Consider the following 17,126-nt stretch of genomic DNA (forward strand, 5'->3'; position numbering starts at 1 on the left):
CTTGGGTCAGGGTTCGGGGTGGCCTTGGCGGATGGCGGTCAGCCAGGCGGCCGCCTCGGTGAAGTCGGCGTCGTGGGTGCCGCGGCGGATCTCGGGGCGGACCTGGTCGGCGCGGGAATAAGAGCCGAGGAAGCGGACGTCGGCGACGACGCGGCGGAGGCCCATGAGGGCCTCGCCCACGCGGGCGTCCTCGACGTGGCCCTCGAAGTCCATCCAGAAGAGGTAGGAACCCAGGCCGGCGCCGGTGGGGCGGGACTGGATGAGCGTCAGGTTGATGCCGCGCATCGCGAACTCGTTGAGGATCTCCAGGAGAGCGCCCGGGTGGTCCTCGCCGATGAACGCGGCGACGGTGGTGCGGTCGGTGCCGCTGGGGGCGGGAGGAGCGCACGGGCGGCGGAGCTCGACGAAGCGGGTGACGGCGTCGGCGACGTCGTGGATGTCCTCGGCGAGGATCCCGAGGCCGTAGCGGGCGGCGGCGAACGAGCCGGCGAGGGCGGCGTCGTAGTGGCCGTCGGCGACGTGCTGGGCGGCCTCGGCGTTGGAGGTGGCGGCGCGCCACTCGGCGTCGGGGATGTGCTCGGCCAGCCAGCGGCGGCACTGCGGCTGGGCGTGCGGGTGGGAGGCGACCGTCTTGATGTCGCCGAAGTCGGTGCCGGGCCGGACGAGGAGGGCGAACGAGACCGGGAGGTGGATCTCGGAGACGATCTGCAGCGGGTCGCCCATGGCCAGCTCGTCGAGGGTGGTCGGGACCGAGCCCTCGACGGAGTTTTCCAAGGCCACGACGGCCGCGTCCACGTCGTCGCGGCGGAGCGCGTCGAGGGCGGCGGGCACGGTGGCGTAGGGAAGGTGCTCGGCGCCGGCGGCATCCGGCAGGGAGCGCAGCGCAGCTTCCGTGAAGGTGCCTTGAGGCCCGAGATACGCGTATCGCATGAACGTCTACTCCTCCGCCTGTGCGACCGCACGGCGGGTGTGAGGCAGGAATCGAGTCGAGATGACCCCGTGATGGAGATGACCCAGTGTACGCGTCAGGTCTGCGGGGACGGTGTCCGGCCGAAGTCGGGCAGCGGGTCGTCCATCGTGACCACCGGGCCCTTGCCGAGCCGGGCGGCGCGGAGGACCTGGTTCTCCTCGGGGGACAACGATTCGACCGCGTGGCCGTCCCGCACGACCTTGGCGTACGTACGGGTCTCGGTACGGCCGTTGATCGAGCTGATCACGACGCCGTCGCCGGCGGCGTTGATCAGGGCGAGCGAGAACGATCGGTGCCCCGACATCTCCTTGAGGGCGTCGTAGTGCACGATGGCGAGATCGCGCAGCGCCTGGTGGTCCACCGGGCTGCTGGCGACCTTCAACTGCCGCCGGAGCGCGCCCGCGCATTCCTCGACGACTTGGTTGACCCTGTTATGGGCCACCACCGCGATGGACAGCCCGGCCACCCCGGCAACCAATCCGGCGACGGCCACCGCGACAAGCATCACGGGGTGAGCGTACCGACCGGAGGCTCCGATCGAGAAGAATCTGGCCGATCCTTGGCCGCAACCAGCCGATTGACCAGCCAGATCCCCAGAACCACGATCATGGCGACGGCCGCCAGACCGAAGGCGTCCTGGACGATCCGGCCGAAGAAACGTGTGATGAGGAGGTGGTTGGTGCCCGACATCGCGGCGCCGTACCAGGGGAGCGGGAACAGGAAATAGATCCAGAGCCCCGCGGCGACCAGACATCTTCGCGCGTCCCGCCCGTCCCCGGCCAAAGCGCCGAGCACCGCGATCATCCAGACGAGATGGTGCATCCAGCCGACAGGGGACAGCAGGACCGACAACAGGCCGGTGATCGCGATGCCGGCGAGCAGCAGGCTGTAGGCCCCGGGACCGGCGGCCGGGTCGGCTGCCCGCATCAGGTCCGTGCCGTTGAACGGGCGGAGGGCGCTGGACGCGGCCAGGTCGCCGGCGGCGAAGGTGGCACGGCGGGCGAACTTGAACCCCGCGTACCCCACGGCCAGCAGGAAGATGAGCCAGATCAGCGACCGCACCGGGCTCTCGGGGATGATCCGCGCGATCATCCCGTTGAGCGCCTGGTTGGTGGTGGCGGTGATCGATCCGGTCCGTTCGCCGCCCTCCAGAAGTGCCCCGAACCAGAAGTCGACCGAGTCTGACGGCAACAGCGCGAACGCGCCGAGGGTCGCGGCCACGGCGGTCAGCACCGCGTTGCGCAGCGCGTCCCAGCGGCCGGTGATCAGGAAGTAGATCAGGAAGACGCCGGGCACCAGTTTGATCGCGATGGCGATGCCGACCAGCGCGCCGCGCGGCCAGCGGGCGGAACGGGCCGCGCAGTCGGCCAGGCACAGCGCCATCAGGAAGAACCCGACCTGCCCGAACCGCATCTGGTCGTACGAGGGCCACATCCAGGCGCCCGCCCCGACGAGCGCGCCGACCGCGACGGGCGTCCAGCGCCCGGCACGCCGGATCAGGTCGCGGAACGCGTAGCAGATGATGATCGCCAACGCCGCGTACATGAAGACCGTCCACAGCCCCTGGGCCGCTCGCCAGGGCAGCAGCGTGAACGGCACGGCCAGCAGGGCGGCGAACGGCGGGTAGGTGAACGGCAACAACTGCGGCGGCTGCGTCAGCACCTCGTACAGCGGTGCGCCGCGCAGGATCGCGGCCCCGCCGTCCCGGTAGACCTCCAGGTCGACCATGCGCTGGTCAGGCGGGTTGGTCAGCCAGTGCACGACGATCGGCGTGATCGCCGCCACTGCGAGGGCGACACCCGCGAGCAGGATCAGAAGATCCGCTGGGCCGCCCTGCCGCCGGGGTGCACGCGGCGGGAGGGCTCCCCCGCGAACGCCGTTGCCTGCACGCATGTACCCATCCTGGCGTAAGCCGCCCACTACCCTTGACGCATGGCGCAACGGGGGGCGGAAATCGGCATGTACAGAGCCTCCGTGGTCAGATGCATGATCGCACTGGCCGCGCTGCTCGGGGTGGGCACGCTGATCGTTCTCCCGTCGTCACCCTCGCACGCAACCACCGCTTCCGGCCCGCCCACCGCCTCCGGCTCAGGCTCCAACTCCGGTGCGGCGGCACCTTCGCCCACCGTGATCATCGGGGTCCCCGGGTTGCGGTGGAACGACATCACCGAGAAGGACACCCCGGCGCTCTGGGGCCTGACCGGCAAGGGCGGCGCGGGCGCGCTCAGCGTGCGCACGACCCGTCCCAACACGTGCCCGATGGACGGATGGCTGACGCTGTCCGCCGGCCAGCGGGCAAGGCTCGTGAACGCCGACTGCGCACTGCCGTCGGTTCCCGTCGTCGCCCCCCAGACCTCCGGCGGCGTGACGCCTCCCCCGGGCGGGGCCCTCGCCCCCGGCTGGCCGTCGATCAAGGACGACAACGCCGACAGCTCGTACCACGCCCAGGTCGGGCTCCTCGGCGACGCCGTGCACAAGGGCGGCCAGTGCACGACCGCGGTCGGGCCGGGCGCGGTCTTCGGGCTGGCCGACGGCTCCGGCAAGGTCGACCACTACGTGGCCTCGGCCGACAAGGCCACCGCCGCCGACTGGACCAGGTGCTCGCTCACCGCCGTCGACGTGGACGACGTCTTCCGCGTCTTCATGTCGGCGGGGGTCGACGCCGAGGGCGTCCAGGTCCCGGTCACAGCCGCCAAACGCAGCGAGGCCGCGGCCATCGCCGACCGGCACGTCGCCAAGGTCCTGGCCGGGATCCCGGCGAACGCGACGGTGCTGGTCGCCGGCCTCGCCGACGTCGGGGTCAAGGCCCATCTCCGCGTCGCCATCGCCAGCGGCCCCGCATACGGGCCGGGCATCCTCACGTCGCCCGCCACCCGCCAGAGCGCCCTGGTCACGCTGACCGACCTCACCACGACCACGCTGCACCTCCTCGGGCTTCCCAAGCCCCAGGACGCCGTCGGGTCGGTGTGGAAGAACGAGTCCAGCAAGGACACGGCCGCCGAAAAGATCGACGGGCTCACGGAGCAGGACACCGCGGCGCAGGCGATCCACAATGTCCAGGGCCTGTACTTCTGGGTGCTGGGTGGCGCGCAGCTCATCGTGTTCGGGGTGGCGGCGCTGGTGTTGCGCCGCCGCCGGCACGCGCCCGGGTCCCGAGCCAGGATCCTGGGCGGCATGAGGATCATGGCGCTGTTCGGGGGATCGGTGCCGTGCGCCTCGTTCCTCTCCGGGCTCGTCCCGTGGTGGAAGGCGGGTCACCCGTCGCCCCTCCTCGTCCTGACCGTGCTCGCGTTCAGCGCGCTGCTGACCGCGCTCTCGCTGGCCGGTCCGTGGCGGCGGTCGGTGACCGCTCCCAGCCTGGTGATCGCCGCGGTGACCGCGCTGGTTCTGGCGGTGGACGTGATGACCGGGTCGCGGCTGCAGATCGACACACTGATGGGCTACACCGCCACGGTCGCAGGACGCTTCTACGGCTTCGGCAACCAGGCGTTCTCACTGTTCGCGGTGGCGTCGATCCTCACGGCGGCATGGCTGGCCGAATACCCGCTCCGCGACGGCCGCCGGTTCGCCGCCGTCGCAGCCGTCGCGGGGGTCGGCGTGCTGGCGGTGGCGGTCGACGGCCTGCCCGCCTGGGGTGCCGACTTCGGCGGCGTGCTGGCGCTGGTGCCGTCGTTCGCGATCCTCGGCCTGCTGATCTCGGGCCGCCGGGTGTCGGCTGTCAAGGTGGGGTTGTTCTGCCTGGTGGCGGCGGCGTTGGTGCTGCTGATCTCGTACGTGAACGCGCAGAGCGCCAACCCGACCCACCTCGGCCGGTTCTGGCAGGACCTGGTCAACGGGGACGCCTGGGGCATCGTCGCCCGCAAGTTCACGTCGATGGTGGGCAGCATCGAACGCCTGCCCTACACGATCGCCGTGGCGATCGCGGTCGGCTTCCTCTTCTTCGTGCTCATCCGGCCGACGGGCCGCCAGGCCTCGCTGATGGAACGGGCGTACGCGCGCAGCGAGACCATGCGCCCGGCGCTGATCTGCTCGCTGACCGTGGGCGTGATCGGCACGCTGGTGAACGACTCCGGCGTGGTGATCATCTCGGTCGCGTTCAGCCTCGCGATCCCGCTGATGCTCGCGGGGAGCATCCGGGCGCTGGAGCTGGACTCCCGGAACGGCGGCACTCCCGGACCAGAACGATCAGAAGCCCGGTCAGCACCAGCGGGATGACCACCGGCCGGACCACGGTGAACAACCACGACAGCCCGCCCGGCAGACCGATCAGCTTGGGATCGCGCGCAGGCAGGTAGGCGAGGCTCAGCGCGCCCGTGTGCGCCAGCAGGATCCAGTCGAACCGCGACCACGGCAGGAACGCGAGCACCGCCCAGCCGAACCCGTCGTACCAGGGCAGCTCGTACGGCGCGGCGAACAGCCACGCCAACACCAGCGCGGCCGCGATCCGCCTGCTCTCCTCCACGTCCCCGCCGCGCGGAAGGCCACGAGCGAGCAGCCAGACCAGCGCCACCGTCAGGGCAAAGAAGCCGATCTTGATGATCGTGCGCTGGCCGCCCTTGCCCAGCAGCATGTCCACCAGATGCCAGGGGGTCGCGAACGAGACCATGTTGCTGGCCCTCTCAAGCTGGTCGAACGCGTGCGGTCCCGCCAGCGTGAACGCGACCAGCGCCACACCCCCAGCCGCCCCGAAAAGCGCCACCAACCGAAGCAACGCCCCCCGATCCACCCCCCACAGTCCATCCACGCGCCCCCGCACGCCGCGCCCCCGCACAGCACGGCGCGCCAGGACCCAGGCTGGTCCTCCGCCCACTAGGGCGGCGGGCAGTTTGATTGCGGCTCCCGCTCCCACGAGAGCGCCGGTGGCCAGTACGCGCAGCACGCCCACCGCGCCCTTGCGCCCACGGCTGGCCGAGTAGAGCGCCACGGCGGCCACCATGGGCGCGATCGCCAAGACGTCGTTGTGCGCACCTGCGACCAGGTGAAAGAGCAGCAGCGGGTTGCACGTCCACAGCAGGACCCCCCGCAGCCGCCGCTGCGGGCCTCCGGCGCTCCGGTAGAGGATCACCGCCGTGATCACGAAGGCCAGCGCGTTGGTGAACGACAACACGAAGACGGTCAGCCGCATCGACCCGCCGCCGATCCAGGACGCGAACGCCTCCTGGGCGGTGGCGATCGGCCCGTAGACCGACGGGGTCGTCCGCCACTCCTCGACCGCGCCGATCACCGGGTCGCCGGAAAGATCCACTGCCTGTGTCGTGTACGGGTCGTGCCCGGTGGCCGCCATACGCCCGTACGCGGCGTAGTTGAGGTGGTCACTGGAGCCGATGGGCGGCGCGAGGGTGAACGCCGCCGTCACGAGCAAACCCGCGATGAGCAGCGGGAACGGCCGGGGACGCCAGCCGCGCTGGACGGCGGTGAAGCAGAGCCCCAGGCCCGCCACCCCCGCCACGATCCCCACGACCACCAGGCCGATCACGAGATAGGGCGAGGGGTGGACCGTGAGCGAGTACGGAGGTTGCCCCGGCTCGCCGGGCAGCGCGGGCTCCATGGCGGACGGGCCGAGCAGGGCCGTCAGCAGGAAGCACCCGACGCTCCCCCCGATGGAGATCAGCCCGGCCGTGCCCAGGCTGCGGGGATCCCGTCCGGCAGAGGTCACGGGCGGCGGCCGAGGAGCCGGCCCACCCGTCCGACCACGGCGGGATCACGGACGGCCAGCGCGCGCGCCACGTCGCGGAACTGCCGCGCGCGATGCACCTGGGACCGCCAGTCCGTCCCAGTGGCGCGGTGCGCGAGAGGCACCTCGACCTCCCTCACCCGGAATCCCTGGCGCAGCAGGTCGATGGTGAGGGCGGTCTCCACGCCGAATCCGGCGGCGAGCGGCTGGCCGGCCTCGAACGCGGCCCGGGTCAGGCAGCGCTGCCCGTTCAGCGGCGCGGTCGCCGTCCAGCCCGTCGCCCGCCGGATGCCGTCGCGCGACAGCCGGATGACGAAGCCATGCCCGCCGAGCTTGACCGTGGATGAGAACACCGCGATGGTCATGTCCGCCTCGCCCGCCCGAACCGGCTCGACGAGCGGCGCAGCGTCCCGGGCGGTCCCGGCCAGGTCGGCGTCCAGGAACAGCAGGTGGCGAGGCTGATCACGGCCTTCGTCCAGCAGCCGTACGGCCTCGGCGCCGCTCTCCATCGCCGCGCCCTTGCCGCGGTTACGGCTGTGCCGCACGACCCGGGCCCCGGCCTCCCGGGCCACCTGCCCCGTGCCGTCGGCCGAGCCGTCGTCGACCACCACGACCAGGTCGGCACCGGGCAGTTCGAGTGCGGCCTTGACGGTGGCCGCGATCCGCTCCGACTCGTCCTTGGCCGGGATGATCACCGCTACATCCTGCATAGAGGCGATCGTAGCGACGACACGCCGGAGCGCACGGCCCGAACGCGTGAGACCCGCGGGGGAAGGTCCCCCGCGGGTCGTGAATCACTGGATATGCGGACGGATCGGTAAGTGCCGGCCGGGCTCTGGACGCCGAGACGTTCGGAGCGGTCAGCCGGCATCCAGGGCGGCGGGTACCGCGTCGGTCACGGTGAAGACCGTGTCCAGACCGGTCACCTGCAGGATCCGCTTGACTGCGGGACGCGGTGCGGCGAGCTCGAGCGTGCCGCCCTGCTCCTTGAGCCGCTTCATGGCGGCGAGCAGCACGTTCATGCCGGTCGAGTCACAGAACTCGACGCCACTCAGATCGACCACGATGCGGTCGACTTGATCGCGTAGCAACCCCGCCAGCGCGGTCTGCAGCCGAGGCGCGGTGTACAGGTCCAGTTCGCCGGTCGCTGTGACGACGGCGTGACCTCCCTGCGACGAAGTCGAGACGTTTAGCTCCACGCCCGGCACACTATCGGGCTGACGGCCACCGGGCCAGGGAGTTCACCAACTCCCGTGTGGCGCGATCCGTTCAGGCAAGCAGGGATGGGCGTCTACGAGAACGTTTCGCGGATTACACGCCTTTGTGTCCCGGGTGCGCCCGTATCGTCTGCCGCCACCCGCTTTGAGATGGCGATTCGCCGGTCCGGATGACCACCCGGATACTTGGCCGTCACCGGCTCAGCGAACTACGGGATTCCTCCATCATGACCACGCGGAGTGAGGGAGGGTGAACAAGTGAAACAGCGGCAAGCGCACGCGACGTCCGTCGCACACCGGGGGGTGCGCCGCGGATGAAGGCGGAGCGACACACCGATCCGCGGGAGACACGGCTCCGGGAACGCCTGGAGGCCATCAGAGTCCGCTCGGAAAAGTCCAATTCATGGCGTTCGTCCACGCAGTATCTGTCCCGCCTGGTCAACAGGACCGGTTTCGTGCCGATCCGCACCCGGCTCTCCCGCGAGGACCTCACCTTCCTGGCCGGTGCCCGCGACGAGGTGATCGCGTTCGCGGAGCTCGGCGTCCGCCTCCTCGACCTGCACCAGCCCCAGGACGCCGGCGGCATCACCAGCGACCCCAACAGCCCCATTCGCCGCTGCCGGGCGTGCATGTGGCGCTGGCCTTGCCCCACGTTCCGCGCCATCGCCGAGGCCGTCGACCGCTGACCGAGGCCGTGGACGGCTGACCGTTGAAGGCTGACGGCTGACCGCTGCAGTGGACTGCTGACCGATCATCGCCAACAAGTGGATTTGTCGACAAATCGATCGGCACGTCCCCGGCGTGGTGTCAGGTGCCGAGCGGGAGGCGGACGACGAAGCGGCAACCGGCGCCGGCATTGACGACGCCGATCTCACCCGAGTGCGCTTCCACGATGCCGCGGGCGATGGCCAGGCCCAGTCCCGCGCCACCGCCCGGCGTACGGGCGGCCTCACCGCGGAAGGCCACATCGAAGACACGCGGCAGGTCCGCCTCCGGGATGCCACCGCACGCGTCCGCGACGGTCACACAGGCCGCGCCGTCACGGACCTCACCCGTGATCTCGATGGTCCCGTCGCTCGGCGTGTGGCGGATGGCGTTCACGACGAGGTTGCGCAGGGCCCGGCCCAGCTCCCCCGCGTCGGCCTCGACGGGCAGGCCCGGCTGGACCCAGCCATGCAGCCGGATTCCCTTCGCATGAGCGAGCGCCTCAGCACCCCCGACCGCCTCGGCCACCAGGTCGGACAGCCCGATCCGGCGACGTGACAGGCGCAGCGCCCCGGCATGGATACGGGACAACTCGAAGAGATCGTCGACCATCTCGGTCAGCCGGTCGGACTCGACGCGGATGCGCCGGTGGTAGCGGCTGACGGTCTCGGGGTCCCCGACCACCTCGTCCTCCAGCGCCTCCGCCATCGCGCGCAGCCCGGCGAGGGGCGTGCGCAGGTCGTGGCTCACCCATGCCACCAGTTCGCGGCGGGAGGCCTCCAGGGCCTGCTCACGTGCATGCGCGGCGGCCAGGCGGCTGTACGCGGCGTCCAGCTCGCGGGAAAGCTCGGCAAGCTCGGCGGGGAGAGGCTTGGCGGGGACCCTGTAGGAGTCGGATCGTACGGCGTCCACCAGCAGCCGGTTGGCCGCGACAAGCCGGCGGCCCAGCAGGACCGAGACCCCGACGGCGACGATCCCGGCGGCGGTCACGACCGCGAGCACCACCGCGAGGTCATGCTTGTTGATCAGCATCATCCGCGCGATCACGACGATGCCGGAGATCGTCGCCAGCACCGTCGACACCCCGACGACGATCAGCTGGGTGGCGACGGACCGGCTCCGCAGCCGCTGCAGGACGACCAGGCCGACGGCGGCGACGATCCCCGCCGGGAGCGTCGCGTACCAGGCGATCCAGAACAGATCCTCAGGCGGAATGCTCATCCGGCCTCCGGCTCGTAGCGGTAGCCGACTCCCCAGACCGTGACGATCCGCCGCGGCACGGTCGGATCGTCCTCGATCTTCTCGCGCAGCCGCCGGACATGGACGGTGACCGTGGAGGAGTCGCCGAACGACCAGCCCCAGACCTCCTGGAGCAGCTGGTCCCGGCCGAACGCCTGCCGCGGATGGCGCAACAGGAACGCGAGCAAATCGAACTCGCGGGCGGTCAAGGCGAGCTCATCTTCACCTCGGTGAGCCTCGTGGGCGTTGACGTCCACCACGAGATCGCCGTCCCGCAGCACCTCCGTGCCGGTGGGGGCGAGCGCGCCCCGGGCCCGCCGCAGCACCGACCGGACACGAAGCGCCAGCTCACGCGGGCTGAACGGCTTGGTCACATAGTCGTCGGCCCCCGTCTCCAACCCGACCAGCCGGTCTGTCTCCTCGCCCAGCGCGGTGAGCATCACGACCGGGACAGGCGAGGTCTCGCGGAGCCTGCGGCAGACCTCCAGACCGTCCATGCCGGGCAGCATGAGGTCCAGAACGACCAGATCGGGCAGATCACGCTGGGCCCTCCGAAGGGCCTCCACCCCATCGGCCACGCACTCGACCTGGTGCCCGTCGCGCAGCAAATAGCGAGCCACGACTTCGGCCACCGTGGGGTCATCGTCGACGACCAGGATCCGGCCGGTGGTCTCGGCGGGATTCACCATCGAAACCTCACGAGGTCGTCGTTCAGGGACTGCTGCTGGGATCACGTTCTCACGTTACGTCTGACCTGGCCGATCCACGTTCCCCGTCACAACTCCGTAAGAGTTGATCACGCACGTGCCGCCCCGATGGCGGCCTCCCGGGACATACTCAGGGTTGAGGCGGATCGTCCCGAAGGGTGATGACGACCCCCTCCGGCCGCGCGTACGGTGTGGGCATGGGTCGGACAATTCTGACAATCGTTGGTGTCGTGCTCGCCGTATGGCTGCTCATGACGGTCATCGGCGCGATCATTTCGATGCTGAAGCTCTTCTTCTTCATCGGCTTCGTCGCCGTGCTGGTCGTGCTGGCGGTGACCATCGTCTCGAAGATGTCCCGCAACCATTGACGATGTCCCGCGACCATTGACGGGACAGCTGAGAGAAGACTGAGCGAACACGCGGGGCCCCTTGCCCCCCGCTCGCCGGTGACCGCATGATGCCTGAACGAGCAGGCGGTTCACCGGCGAAAGGGGCCCTCGTGCAAGGCCTTACCGAAGTGCTTCGCGACCGTGCGCGGCAACATCCTGACCGTGTCGCCTTCATCGCGGGCGAAACAAAGGTCACTTACCGGGACTTCGACCGGCGGGCCGACCGGGCCGCCGCCGCGCTCGCCGCGGCCGGCGTCGGTCATGACGACCGGGTCGCCATCCTGGACAAGAACTCGATCGAGTACGTCGAGCAGCTCTTCGGCGCCGCCCGGCTCGGTGCCGTCCAGGTGCCGGTGAACTATCGCCTCGCGCCCGACGAGGTCGCCTACATCGTCAACAACGCGCAGGCCAAGGTCTTCATCGTCGGCGCCGATTTCCTCCCGGTACTGGACGCCATCGCCGGGAAACTCCAGCACACGACGCACATGGTGGTCATCGACGGTTCGGGGCACACGTACCTCGACTACGCCACCTGGGTGGGCGCCCATGAGGACCCCGCACCCGTCGACGACAGCACGATCGAGACCGCCAGCACCTTCGTCCAGCTCTACTCGTCGGGCACCACCGGGCTGCCCAAGGGCGTGATGCTGAGCCACGACAACTTCACCTCGGTGTTGCCGCTGACCAACGAGCTCTGGGGCATCACCGGGGACGCGGTGCTGATGGTCGCGATGCCGATGTACCACGTGGCGGGCAGCGCGCTCGCGGTGTGCGTCGTCTTCGACGGCATCACCGGCGTCATCGTGCGCGAACCCGATCCCGTCGGCATCGCCAAGGCGATCGAACGCGACCGCGTCACGCACGTCTTCCTCGTACCGGTGCTTCTCCAGTTCATGCAGCTGATGCCGGAGGTGGCCGAGGCGGACATGTCCAGCCTCAAGCTGCTGCTGTACGGGGCGTCGCCGATCAGCGAGGACGTCATGCGCGGCGCCATGAAGATGTTGCCGGGCACGGAGTTCATGCAGGTGTACGGACTCACCGAGACGACCGGGGCCATCACGACGCTGCCCCCTGCGGACCACGTTCCGGGCGGGCCCAAGCCGGACCGCCTGCGCAGCGCGGGCATCCCCAACCCGCAGTGCCAGCTGAAGATCGTCGATCCGGCCACGATGGAGGAGGTCCCGCTCGGCCAGGTCGGCGAGATCCTCTGCCAGACCCCGCAGAACATGCAGGGCTACTGGGGCATGCCCGAAGCCACCTCGTCCGCTCTCCTCGAGGACAACTGGTTCCGTACCGGAGACGCCGGTTACCTGGACGAGGACGGCTACCTCTACATCCACGACCGCGTGAAGGACATGATCATCTCTGGCGGGGAGAACATCTACCCGGCCGAGGTCGAGAACGTCGTGATGAGCCATCCGGCCGTCACCGACTGCGCGGTCATCGGCGTTCCGGACGACAAGTGGGGCGAGACGCCGAAGGCGATCGTGGTGCTGTCCGAGGACCTCTCCGAGCAGGATCTCATCGACTACTGCCGCGAACGCCTGGCGCACTTCAAGTGCCCGACGTCGGTCGAACGTCGCGACGCGATCCCGCGCAACCCGACCGGCAAGATTCTCAAGCGTGAGCTCCGGACCCCGTACTGGGAGGGCCACGACCGCGCCGTTCACTGACCTGTCGAGCGCCGGGCGATCCGTTCACACGAGATCGCCCGGCCCCCAAGCACCCGCGTCCCGGCACCCGGCACCCAAACACCCGCCGTCCCGGCACCCGGCGCCCAAACACCCGGCGCCCCAGTACCCGCCGTCCCGGCGCCCGGCGCTCCAGCGCCCGGCATCCCGGCGCCCGGCATCCGGCACCCAAGCACCGGCGTCCGGGCGTCCGGGCGTCCGGGCGTCCGGGCGTCCGGGCGTCCGGGGCTAGTTGTTCGGCGTGCGGGACCAGTCGGTCAGCGGAAGTTGACCACGGCCGCGATGGGGCGATGGTCGGATGAGCGAACGGGCTGGTTAGGCACCTCGCAGGCGATCTCCGCACTCTTGCTGGCGAAGATGTAGTCGGTCTTGGCCACGGCCCGCCCCTGGGCGTTCTGATAGGTGCGCTCACCCGCGCGAGCAGCACCCGCAGCTTGGTCGCATTCGCCGAACGAGCGGTAGAGGACGTCGAGAGCAGGCTTCTGCGGCTGGTCGTTGAAGTCACCACCGAAGACCACGCGGCCGACCCCCGCCAGCTCGGTGAGCTTCTGCGTTTGCTTGCGACGCCACTCGCCGTTCGGCTCGTCGCTCAACTGCGCGGTGCAGAGCCGGGTGTTGTTCCAACTTGCGACGTTCCCACAGAGCGACACCTGCCGCCGGGTTCGAGGCGAAGGCAGGTAGACCTTCTCCACACCGGCGATCTCCTGCTGGGCTCCCATGGCCACACCGAACTGCCCCTGCCCGTTAGCGCAGGCCACCGGCTTGCCGTTCGGCTGCAGAACGGGGGCGAACTGCCAACTCCAGCCACTCATTCCGGCCTGACCCGCGATCGCCTTGACGTGCCCGAGGCACACTTCCTGCAGGAACACCGCGTTCGCCTTGACCTTGCGGCCTCCGACCACATTGTTCTTCATCTGGGTGGAGACCGTCCTGACCACCTCGGCGGGCTTGGCGCCGACCGGGCATCGGGGATCGGTGTCACCGCAGACGTTCCAGTTCAGGACGTTGACCGCCGTCGTCTGCGTCCCCTCGGCCACGTCGCTGGCAGGCGGGCTGGGGTCGTCCCCATGCTCGATGGCCGCTCCGGCTCCGGCGGTGACGACCACGACGGCCGCTCCAGAGACGGCAAGCAAAGGGATAAGAGCGCGGGGGGCTCGCACACGGTCTCCATCAATGGATCAAGCGGGGAAGATCACGACGAATCTCACCACATGAACCGGCGCCCGCGCTACGAAAACAAGACTACCCGCGCCATACAATTTCACGTTCTGTCCGCGTCCAGTGACAGACCTGCTGGAACGAGCCAACCGGCCGACCACAGCCGAACGCCCGCCCCAGCAGAACGCTGCTGGGGCGGGCGCGTGCGATGCCCGTATCGTGCCTCGGCGGTGCCCGTTCGGGCCGCGCCGATGCCCGTTGGGGGGCCCTAGTCGAGCAGGGTCGTCACCGTTCCGGCGCCGACGGTACGGCCGCCTTCACGGATGGCGAAGCCCAGGCCCTCGGCCATGGCGACCGGCTTGCCCAGCTCGACCGTCATCTCGACGGAGTCGCCGGGCAGCGCCATGCCGCCCTCGCCACCGAGGTCCACGCCGCCGACCACGTCGGTCGTGCGGAAGTGGAACTGCGGCCGGTAGCCGTGGAAGAACGGCTTGCTCCGGCCACCCTCGTCGGCGGTGAGCACCCGCACCTTGGCACGGAACCGGCTGTGCGGCCGGATCGAGCCGGGTGCGGCGATGACCTGGCCGCGGCGGATCTGGTCCCGCCGGACGCCGCGCAGCAACATCGCCGTGTTGTCACCGGCCTCGGCGTGGTCCATCGCCTGCCCGAACGTCTCCAGCCCGGTCACGACCGAGCCGAACCCGTCACCGAGCCCGACCACCTCGACGTGGTCGCCGACGCGAACCGCGCCCTGCGCCACGACGCCGGTCACGACGGTGCCGCGACCGGTGATGGTGAGCACGTTCTCCACCGGCATCAGGAACGGCCGGTCGAGGATCCGCGGCGGCACCGGCACGTACGCGTCGATCGCGTCGAGCAGGTCACCGATCCGGGCGGTCCAGTACGGGTCGCCCTCCAGCGCCCGCAGACCGGACACCCGGATCACCGGTACCTCGTCGCCGGGGAACCCGTACTCGCCCAGGAGCTCGCGGAGCTCCAGCTCGACCAGGTCGAGGAGCTCGGTGTCCTCGACCATGTCGGCCTTGTTGAGCGCCACCACGATGTGGCGGACGCCCACCTGGTGGGCGAGCACGATGTGCTCCCGGGTCTGCGGCATCGCGCCGTCCTGCGCCGAGACCACCAGCACCGCCCCGTCGATCTGGGCCGCGCCCGTGATCATGTTCTTGACGTAGTCGGCGTGGCCCGGCATGTCCACGTGGGCGTAGTGCCGGGTCGCGGTCTCGTACTGGACGTGCGCGATGTTGATGGTGATGCCGCGGTCGCGCTCCTCCGGGGCTCGGTCGATCCCGTCGAACGGCACGGCGGAGGCCAGCCCTTGCTCGGCGAGCACCTTGGTGATCGCGGCGGTCAGGGTGGTCTTGCCGTGGTCGACGTGACCCATCGTGCCGATGTTGAGATGCGGCTTGCTGCGCTCGTACAGCTGCTTGGCCATGAAACTCGTCCTCACGTACGGAGTAGGAACGCGAGAACCCTCAGGGCGCACCGCCACCAGGCATCGCGTGTCACCGCGTGCCAGACGGGAGGTGGGCCCGTGAGACTTGACCACCCCCCTCCGCTGGTTCTCCGGAGGTGGGACGGAGAGGGGTCAGCTTCGCGCGCCGTCGACGACGACTGCTGCTGCTGCTGCCGAAGCTGCCGAAAGGAAGGCAGCCGACACCGCGCTCAGCAGACCGAGGTCTGCAAGCATGCGGGTGCCGGCTGCGAGGAACATGGGTCCGAGGGTACGGGTGGCCCTCGTCCAAGTCGATCGGTTATTTGGCGGAACGCCGCGTGACGCGTCGTGACGCGTTCCGCCGATACGCGTCGAGACGTCGAGACGCGGCGTGCCTGGTCATCCGCGCCGAACGACCAGGCACGCCGCGTCTCTGGGATAACGGCGGTCCCACATCCCACTGGGAGGGGACATTGTGGTCCTGCTTATTGGCTAAGAGCCATCTATGTATGTCCCGCGAGTCAACGCGGGGGGCCTGTTGACGCCAGGCCCTGCGCTAAACGATGACCAGTTCATTGATGTCGCCGAGCCGCTCGGCGACATCGCCTGACCACGACCGCCGTGGCCATCGAGATATGGCGGGGGCAGGCATATTAGGGCCACGATTCCTTCCGTTATATGAGCGAACACTTTGCGATGAGTACGCATCGGGCCCGAGCGGAATGAATGGGGGCCCTGAGCGGGGAGAGCGACCGGCCGGTTGCTGCACGGCAACGTTGACACGAGCCGCCGTCCCACGCCAAGAGAACTTCGTCCAAGAGGCGTACAGCTCTCGCTGGACAAAAGGAGCCGCAGGTCAGGCGCGTACGACTCGGACGTCCAAGAAGATGGGGCGCTTGGCGGGCAGGGCCACCCGCCCGGACTCGTCGGCCATCTTCCAGAAGATTTTGCAGCGGGTCGGCCGCTTGGCGGCCTGCACGCGGACGCTTATGTCGACGAGCTGGCCGGGCGGGGTCGGCGGGATGGGCACGCTCTGGGGAGCGGGGCACGGAGACGATCCGAGGCGGATCATCTTGCGGCCTTTCCAGTGCACCGTTCCCGAATTGCGGAGGCGCCACACCTTGGTGAAGGTGCTGCCGGCCTTGACACGCGTTCCGTCCTGAATGGTGATGTCACCCATGAACTGCGAGTCGTCCTTGGGCGTCACGTTCATCGCGGTCATGTCGTCCGGCGACTTCTTCACCACCGGGTTGTTCTGCTGCGCGGCCTTCTCCTCCGGCCAGACCAGGTAGGCGGCGCCGCCCGCGACGACGATCGCCGCGGCCGCCGCGGCGGCGATGACTCCGAACGGGAACCGCCGCGCCCCGGGGCGCGGCGAACCGATGTGCACGATCCGGGCGGGCGCCCCGGTGAGGTCGTCCACAGGCCCGTGGTAGCCGTCCACCTGCGCGTGCGGCAGGACCATCTCCGCGGTCGTGCGGGTGTGCGACGGGGTGGGAGCCGGCCGCGCGGGGTCCGGCGGGGCCTTCCCGAATTCTTCGGCGTCCTCGGCCGCCTGCACGGCGTCGCGCGCACTTTGCCAGTGCACGCGCCACTCACGTTCGGTCTCCTCCGCGTCGCGCCCCAGCCGGTCGACCGCGAGGACGCGGACGAACTCCCAGGTCGTTCCCCATGTCGGCAGGTTCCGGCCCTGAGCGGCGGCGGCCAGCGAGGACTTCGACGCTGCGGCGCCGAGCGAGGCCATCTCCGCGTATGAGGGGTCGCCGGCCTCCTGCTTCAGCCGCCACAACCGTTCGGCGAGCCCGGCGACGGGCCCCGACGCCGGGTCCGGCCGCCGAGACCTGCGTCCACGCCGGCCCCCGTCATGTCCCTGATCAACCGCTGAACTCACCCTTGTTGCCTTTCAAGCCTTGATCGAGCTGC

Annotated in this window: 16 protein-coding genes; 4 read left to right on the forward strand and 12 right to left on the reverse strand. The window is 69.8% G+C overall.

What is annotated here, in order from left to right:
- Nucleotides 1–6 precede the first annotated feature (6 nt).
- The 3 genes from pheA to ACH34W_RS22735 all read right to left on the reverse strand — a co-directional run bounded on the left by pheA (nt 7) and on the right by ACH34W_RS22735 (nt 2,863).
- Nucleotides 7–930, reverse strand: coding sequence for a prephenate dehydratase (gene pheA / locus ACH34W_RS22725; RefSeq protein ID WP_395962973.1), 924 nt, complete (start codon nt 928–930; stop codon nt 7–9).
- A gap of 95 nt (nt 931–1,025) precedes the next feature.
- Nucleotides 1,026–1,475, reverse strand: coding sequence for a DUF4446 family protein (locus ACH34W_RS22730; RefSeq protein ID WP_395963133.1), 450 nt, complete (start codon nt 1,473–1,475; stop codon nt 1,026–1,028).
- The gene (locus ACH34W_RS22735) at nt 1,475–2,863 is read right to left on the reverse strand and encodes a glycosyltransferase 87 family protein (protein WP_395962974.1); all 1,389 of its coding nucleotides are present in this window, start codon (nt 2,861–2,863) and stop codon (nt 1,475–1,477) included. Before ACH34W_RS22735 ends, ACH34W_RS22730 begins: the two co-directional genes overlap by 1 nt.
- Before the next feature lie 93 nt (nt 2,864–2,956).
- On the opposite strand from ACH34W_RS22735, the gene ACH34W_RS22740 reads away from it, so the two are divergent.
- A complete protein-coding gene (locus tag ACH34W_RS22740; protein WP_395962975.1) occupies nt 2,957–5,185 on the forward strand; it encodes a hypothetical protein in 2,229 nt (742 codons plus the stop codon).
- Here the strand turns inward: ACH34W_RS22740 and ACH34W_RS22745 are convergent.
- The 3 genes from ACH34W_RS22745 to ACH34W_RS22755 all read right to left on the reverse strand — a co-directional run bounded on the left by ACH34W_RS22745 (nt 5,067) and on the right by ACH34W_RS22755 (nt 7,843).
- Nucleotides 5,067–6,626 (reverse strand): hypothetical protein, encoded by a 1,560-nt coding sequence (locus tag ACH34W_RS22745; protein ID WP_395962976.1) that lies wholly within the window; start codon nt 6,624–6,626, stop codon nt 5,067–5,069. The genes ACH34W_RS22740 and ACH34W_RS22745 overlap by 119 nt on opposite strands.
- The gene (locus tag ACH34W_RS22750) at nt 6,623–7,354 is read right to left on the reverse strand and encodes a glycosyltransferase family 2 protein (protein ID WP_395962977.1); all 732 of its coding nucleotides are present in this window, start codon (nt 7,352–7,354) and stop codon (nt 6,623–6,625) included. The genes ACH34W_RS22745 and ACH34W_RS22750 overlap by 4 nt, the downstream gene beginning before the upstream one ends.
- A 150-nt stretch (nt 7,355–7,504) precedes the next feature.
- Entirely contained in the window at nt 7,505–7,843 is a 339-nt protein-coding gene (locus tag ACH34W_RS22755) for an STAS domain-containing protein (protein ID WP_395962979.1), read from the reverse strand.
- Between the two features lie 332 nt (nt 7,844–8,175).
- Here ACH34W_RS22755 and ACH34W_RS22760 point away from each other — a divergent pair, with 332 nt between their 5' ends.
- Nucleotides 8,176–8,547, forward strand: coding sequence for a hypothetical protein (locus ACH34W_RS22760; RefSeq protein WP_395962981.1), 372 nt, complete (start codon nt 8,176–8,178; stop codon nt 8,545–8,547).
- 121 nt (nt 8,548–8,668) lie between these two features.
- Here the strand turns inward: ACH34W_RS22760 and ACH34W_RS22765 are convergent, their stop codons facing one another.
- Together ACH34W_RS22765 and ACH34W_RS22770 are read right to left on the reverse strand one after the other, a co-directional pair.
- On the reverse strand, nt 8,669–9,787 hold the full coding sequence (locus ACH34W_RS22765; protein WP_395962982.1) for a sensor histidine kinase: 1,119 nt from the start codon (nt 9,785–9,787) through the stop codon (nt 8,669–8,671).
- Nucleotides 9,784–10,494, reverse strand: a complete 711-nt coding sequence (locus ACH34W_RS22770; RefSeq protein ID WP_395962983.1) for a response regulator — start codon at nt 10,492–10,494, stop codon at nt 9,784–9,786. The genes ACH34W_RS22765 and ACH34W_RS22770 overlap by 4 nt, the downstream gene beginning before the upstream one ends.
- A 215-nt stretch (nt 10,495–10,709) precedes the next feature.
- Between ACH34W_RS22770 and ACH34W_RS22775 the strand changes: the two genes are divergently transcribed.
- Both ACH34W_RS22775 and ACH34W_RS22780 read left to right on the forward strand, forming a co-directional pair.
- Nucleotides 10,710–10,880 carry a hypothetical protein gene (locus ACH34W_RS22775; protein WP_395962984.1) on the forward strand — a complete coding sequence of 57 codons (171 nt, stop codon included), beginning with the start codon at nt 10,710–10,712 and terminating at the stop codon, nt 10,878–10,880.
- Nucleotides 10,881–11,011: 131 nt separating this feature from the next.
- Nucleotides 11,012–12,574, forward strand: coding sequence for a long-chain-fatty-acid--CoA ligase (locus ACH34W_RS22780; protein WP_395962985.1), 1,563 nt, complete (start codon nt 11,012–11,014; stop codon nt 12,572–12,574).
- A 275-nt stretch (nt 12,575–12,849) separates the two neighbouring features.
- Here the strand turns inward: ACH34W_RS22780 and ACH34W_RS22785 are convergent, their stop codons facing one another.
- From ACH34W_RS22785 to ACH34W_RS22800, 4 genes are all read right to left on the reverse strand, one after another.
- Nucleotides 12,850–13,698: an endonuclease/exonuclease/phosphatase family protein gene (locus ACH34W_RS22785; protein ID WP_395962986.1), complete on the reverse strand. Its 849-nt coding sequence runs from the start codon at nt 13,696–13,698 to the stop codon at nt 12,850–12,852.
- 320 nt (nt 13,699–14,018) lie between these two features.
- Nucleotides 14,019–15,203, reverse strand: a complete 1,185-nt coding sequence (gene tuf / locus ACH34W_RS22790; protein WP_395962987.1) for an elongation factor Tu — start codon at nt 15,201–15,203, stop codon at nt 14,019–14,021.
- Between the two features lie 153 nt (nt 15,204–15,356).
- A complete protein-coding gene (locus ACH34W_RS22795; protein WP_395962988.1) occupies nt 15,357–15,482 on the reverse strand; it encodes a hypothetical protein in 126 nt (41 codons plus the stop codon).
- Nucleotides 15,483–16,059: 577 nt separating this feature from the next.
- Nucleotides 16,060–17,094: an NBR1-Ig-like domain-containing protein gene (locus ACH34W_RS22800; RefSeq protein ID WP_395962989.1), complete on the reverse strand. Its 1,035-nt coding sequence runs from the start codon at nt 17,092–17,094 to the stop codon at nt 16,060–16,062.
- Between the last annotated feature and the right edge of the window lie 32 nt (nt 17,095–17,126).

Source organism: Actinomadura sp. 6N118, from assembly GCF_044326415.1.
GTDB lineage: Bacteria > Actinomycetota > Actinomycetes > Streptosporangiales > Streptosporangiaceae > Spirillospora.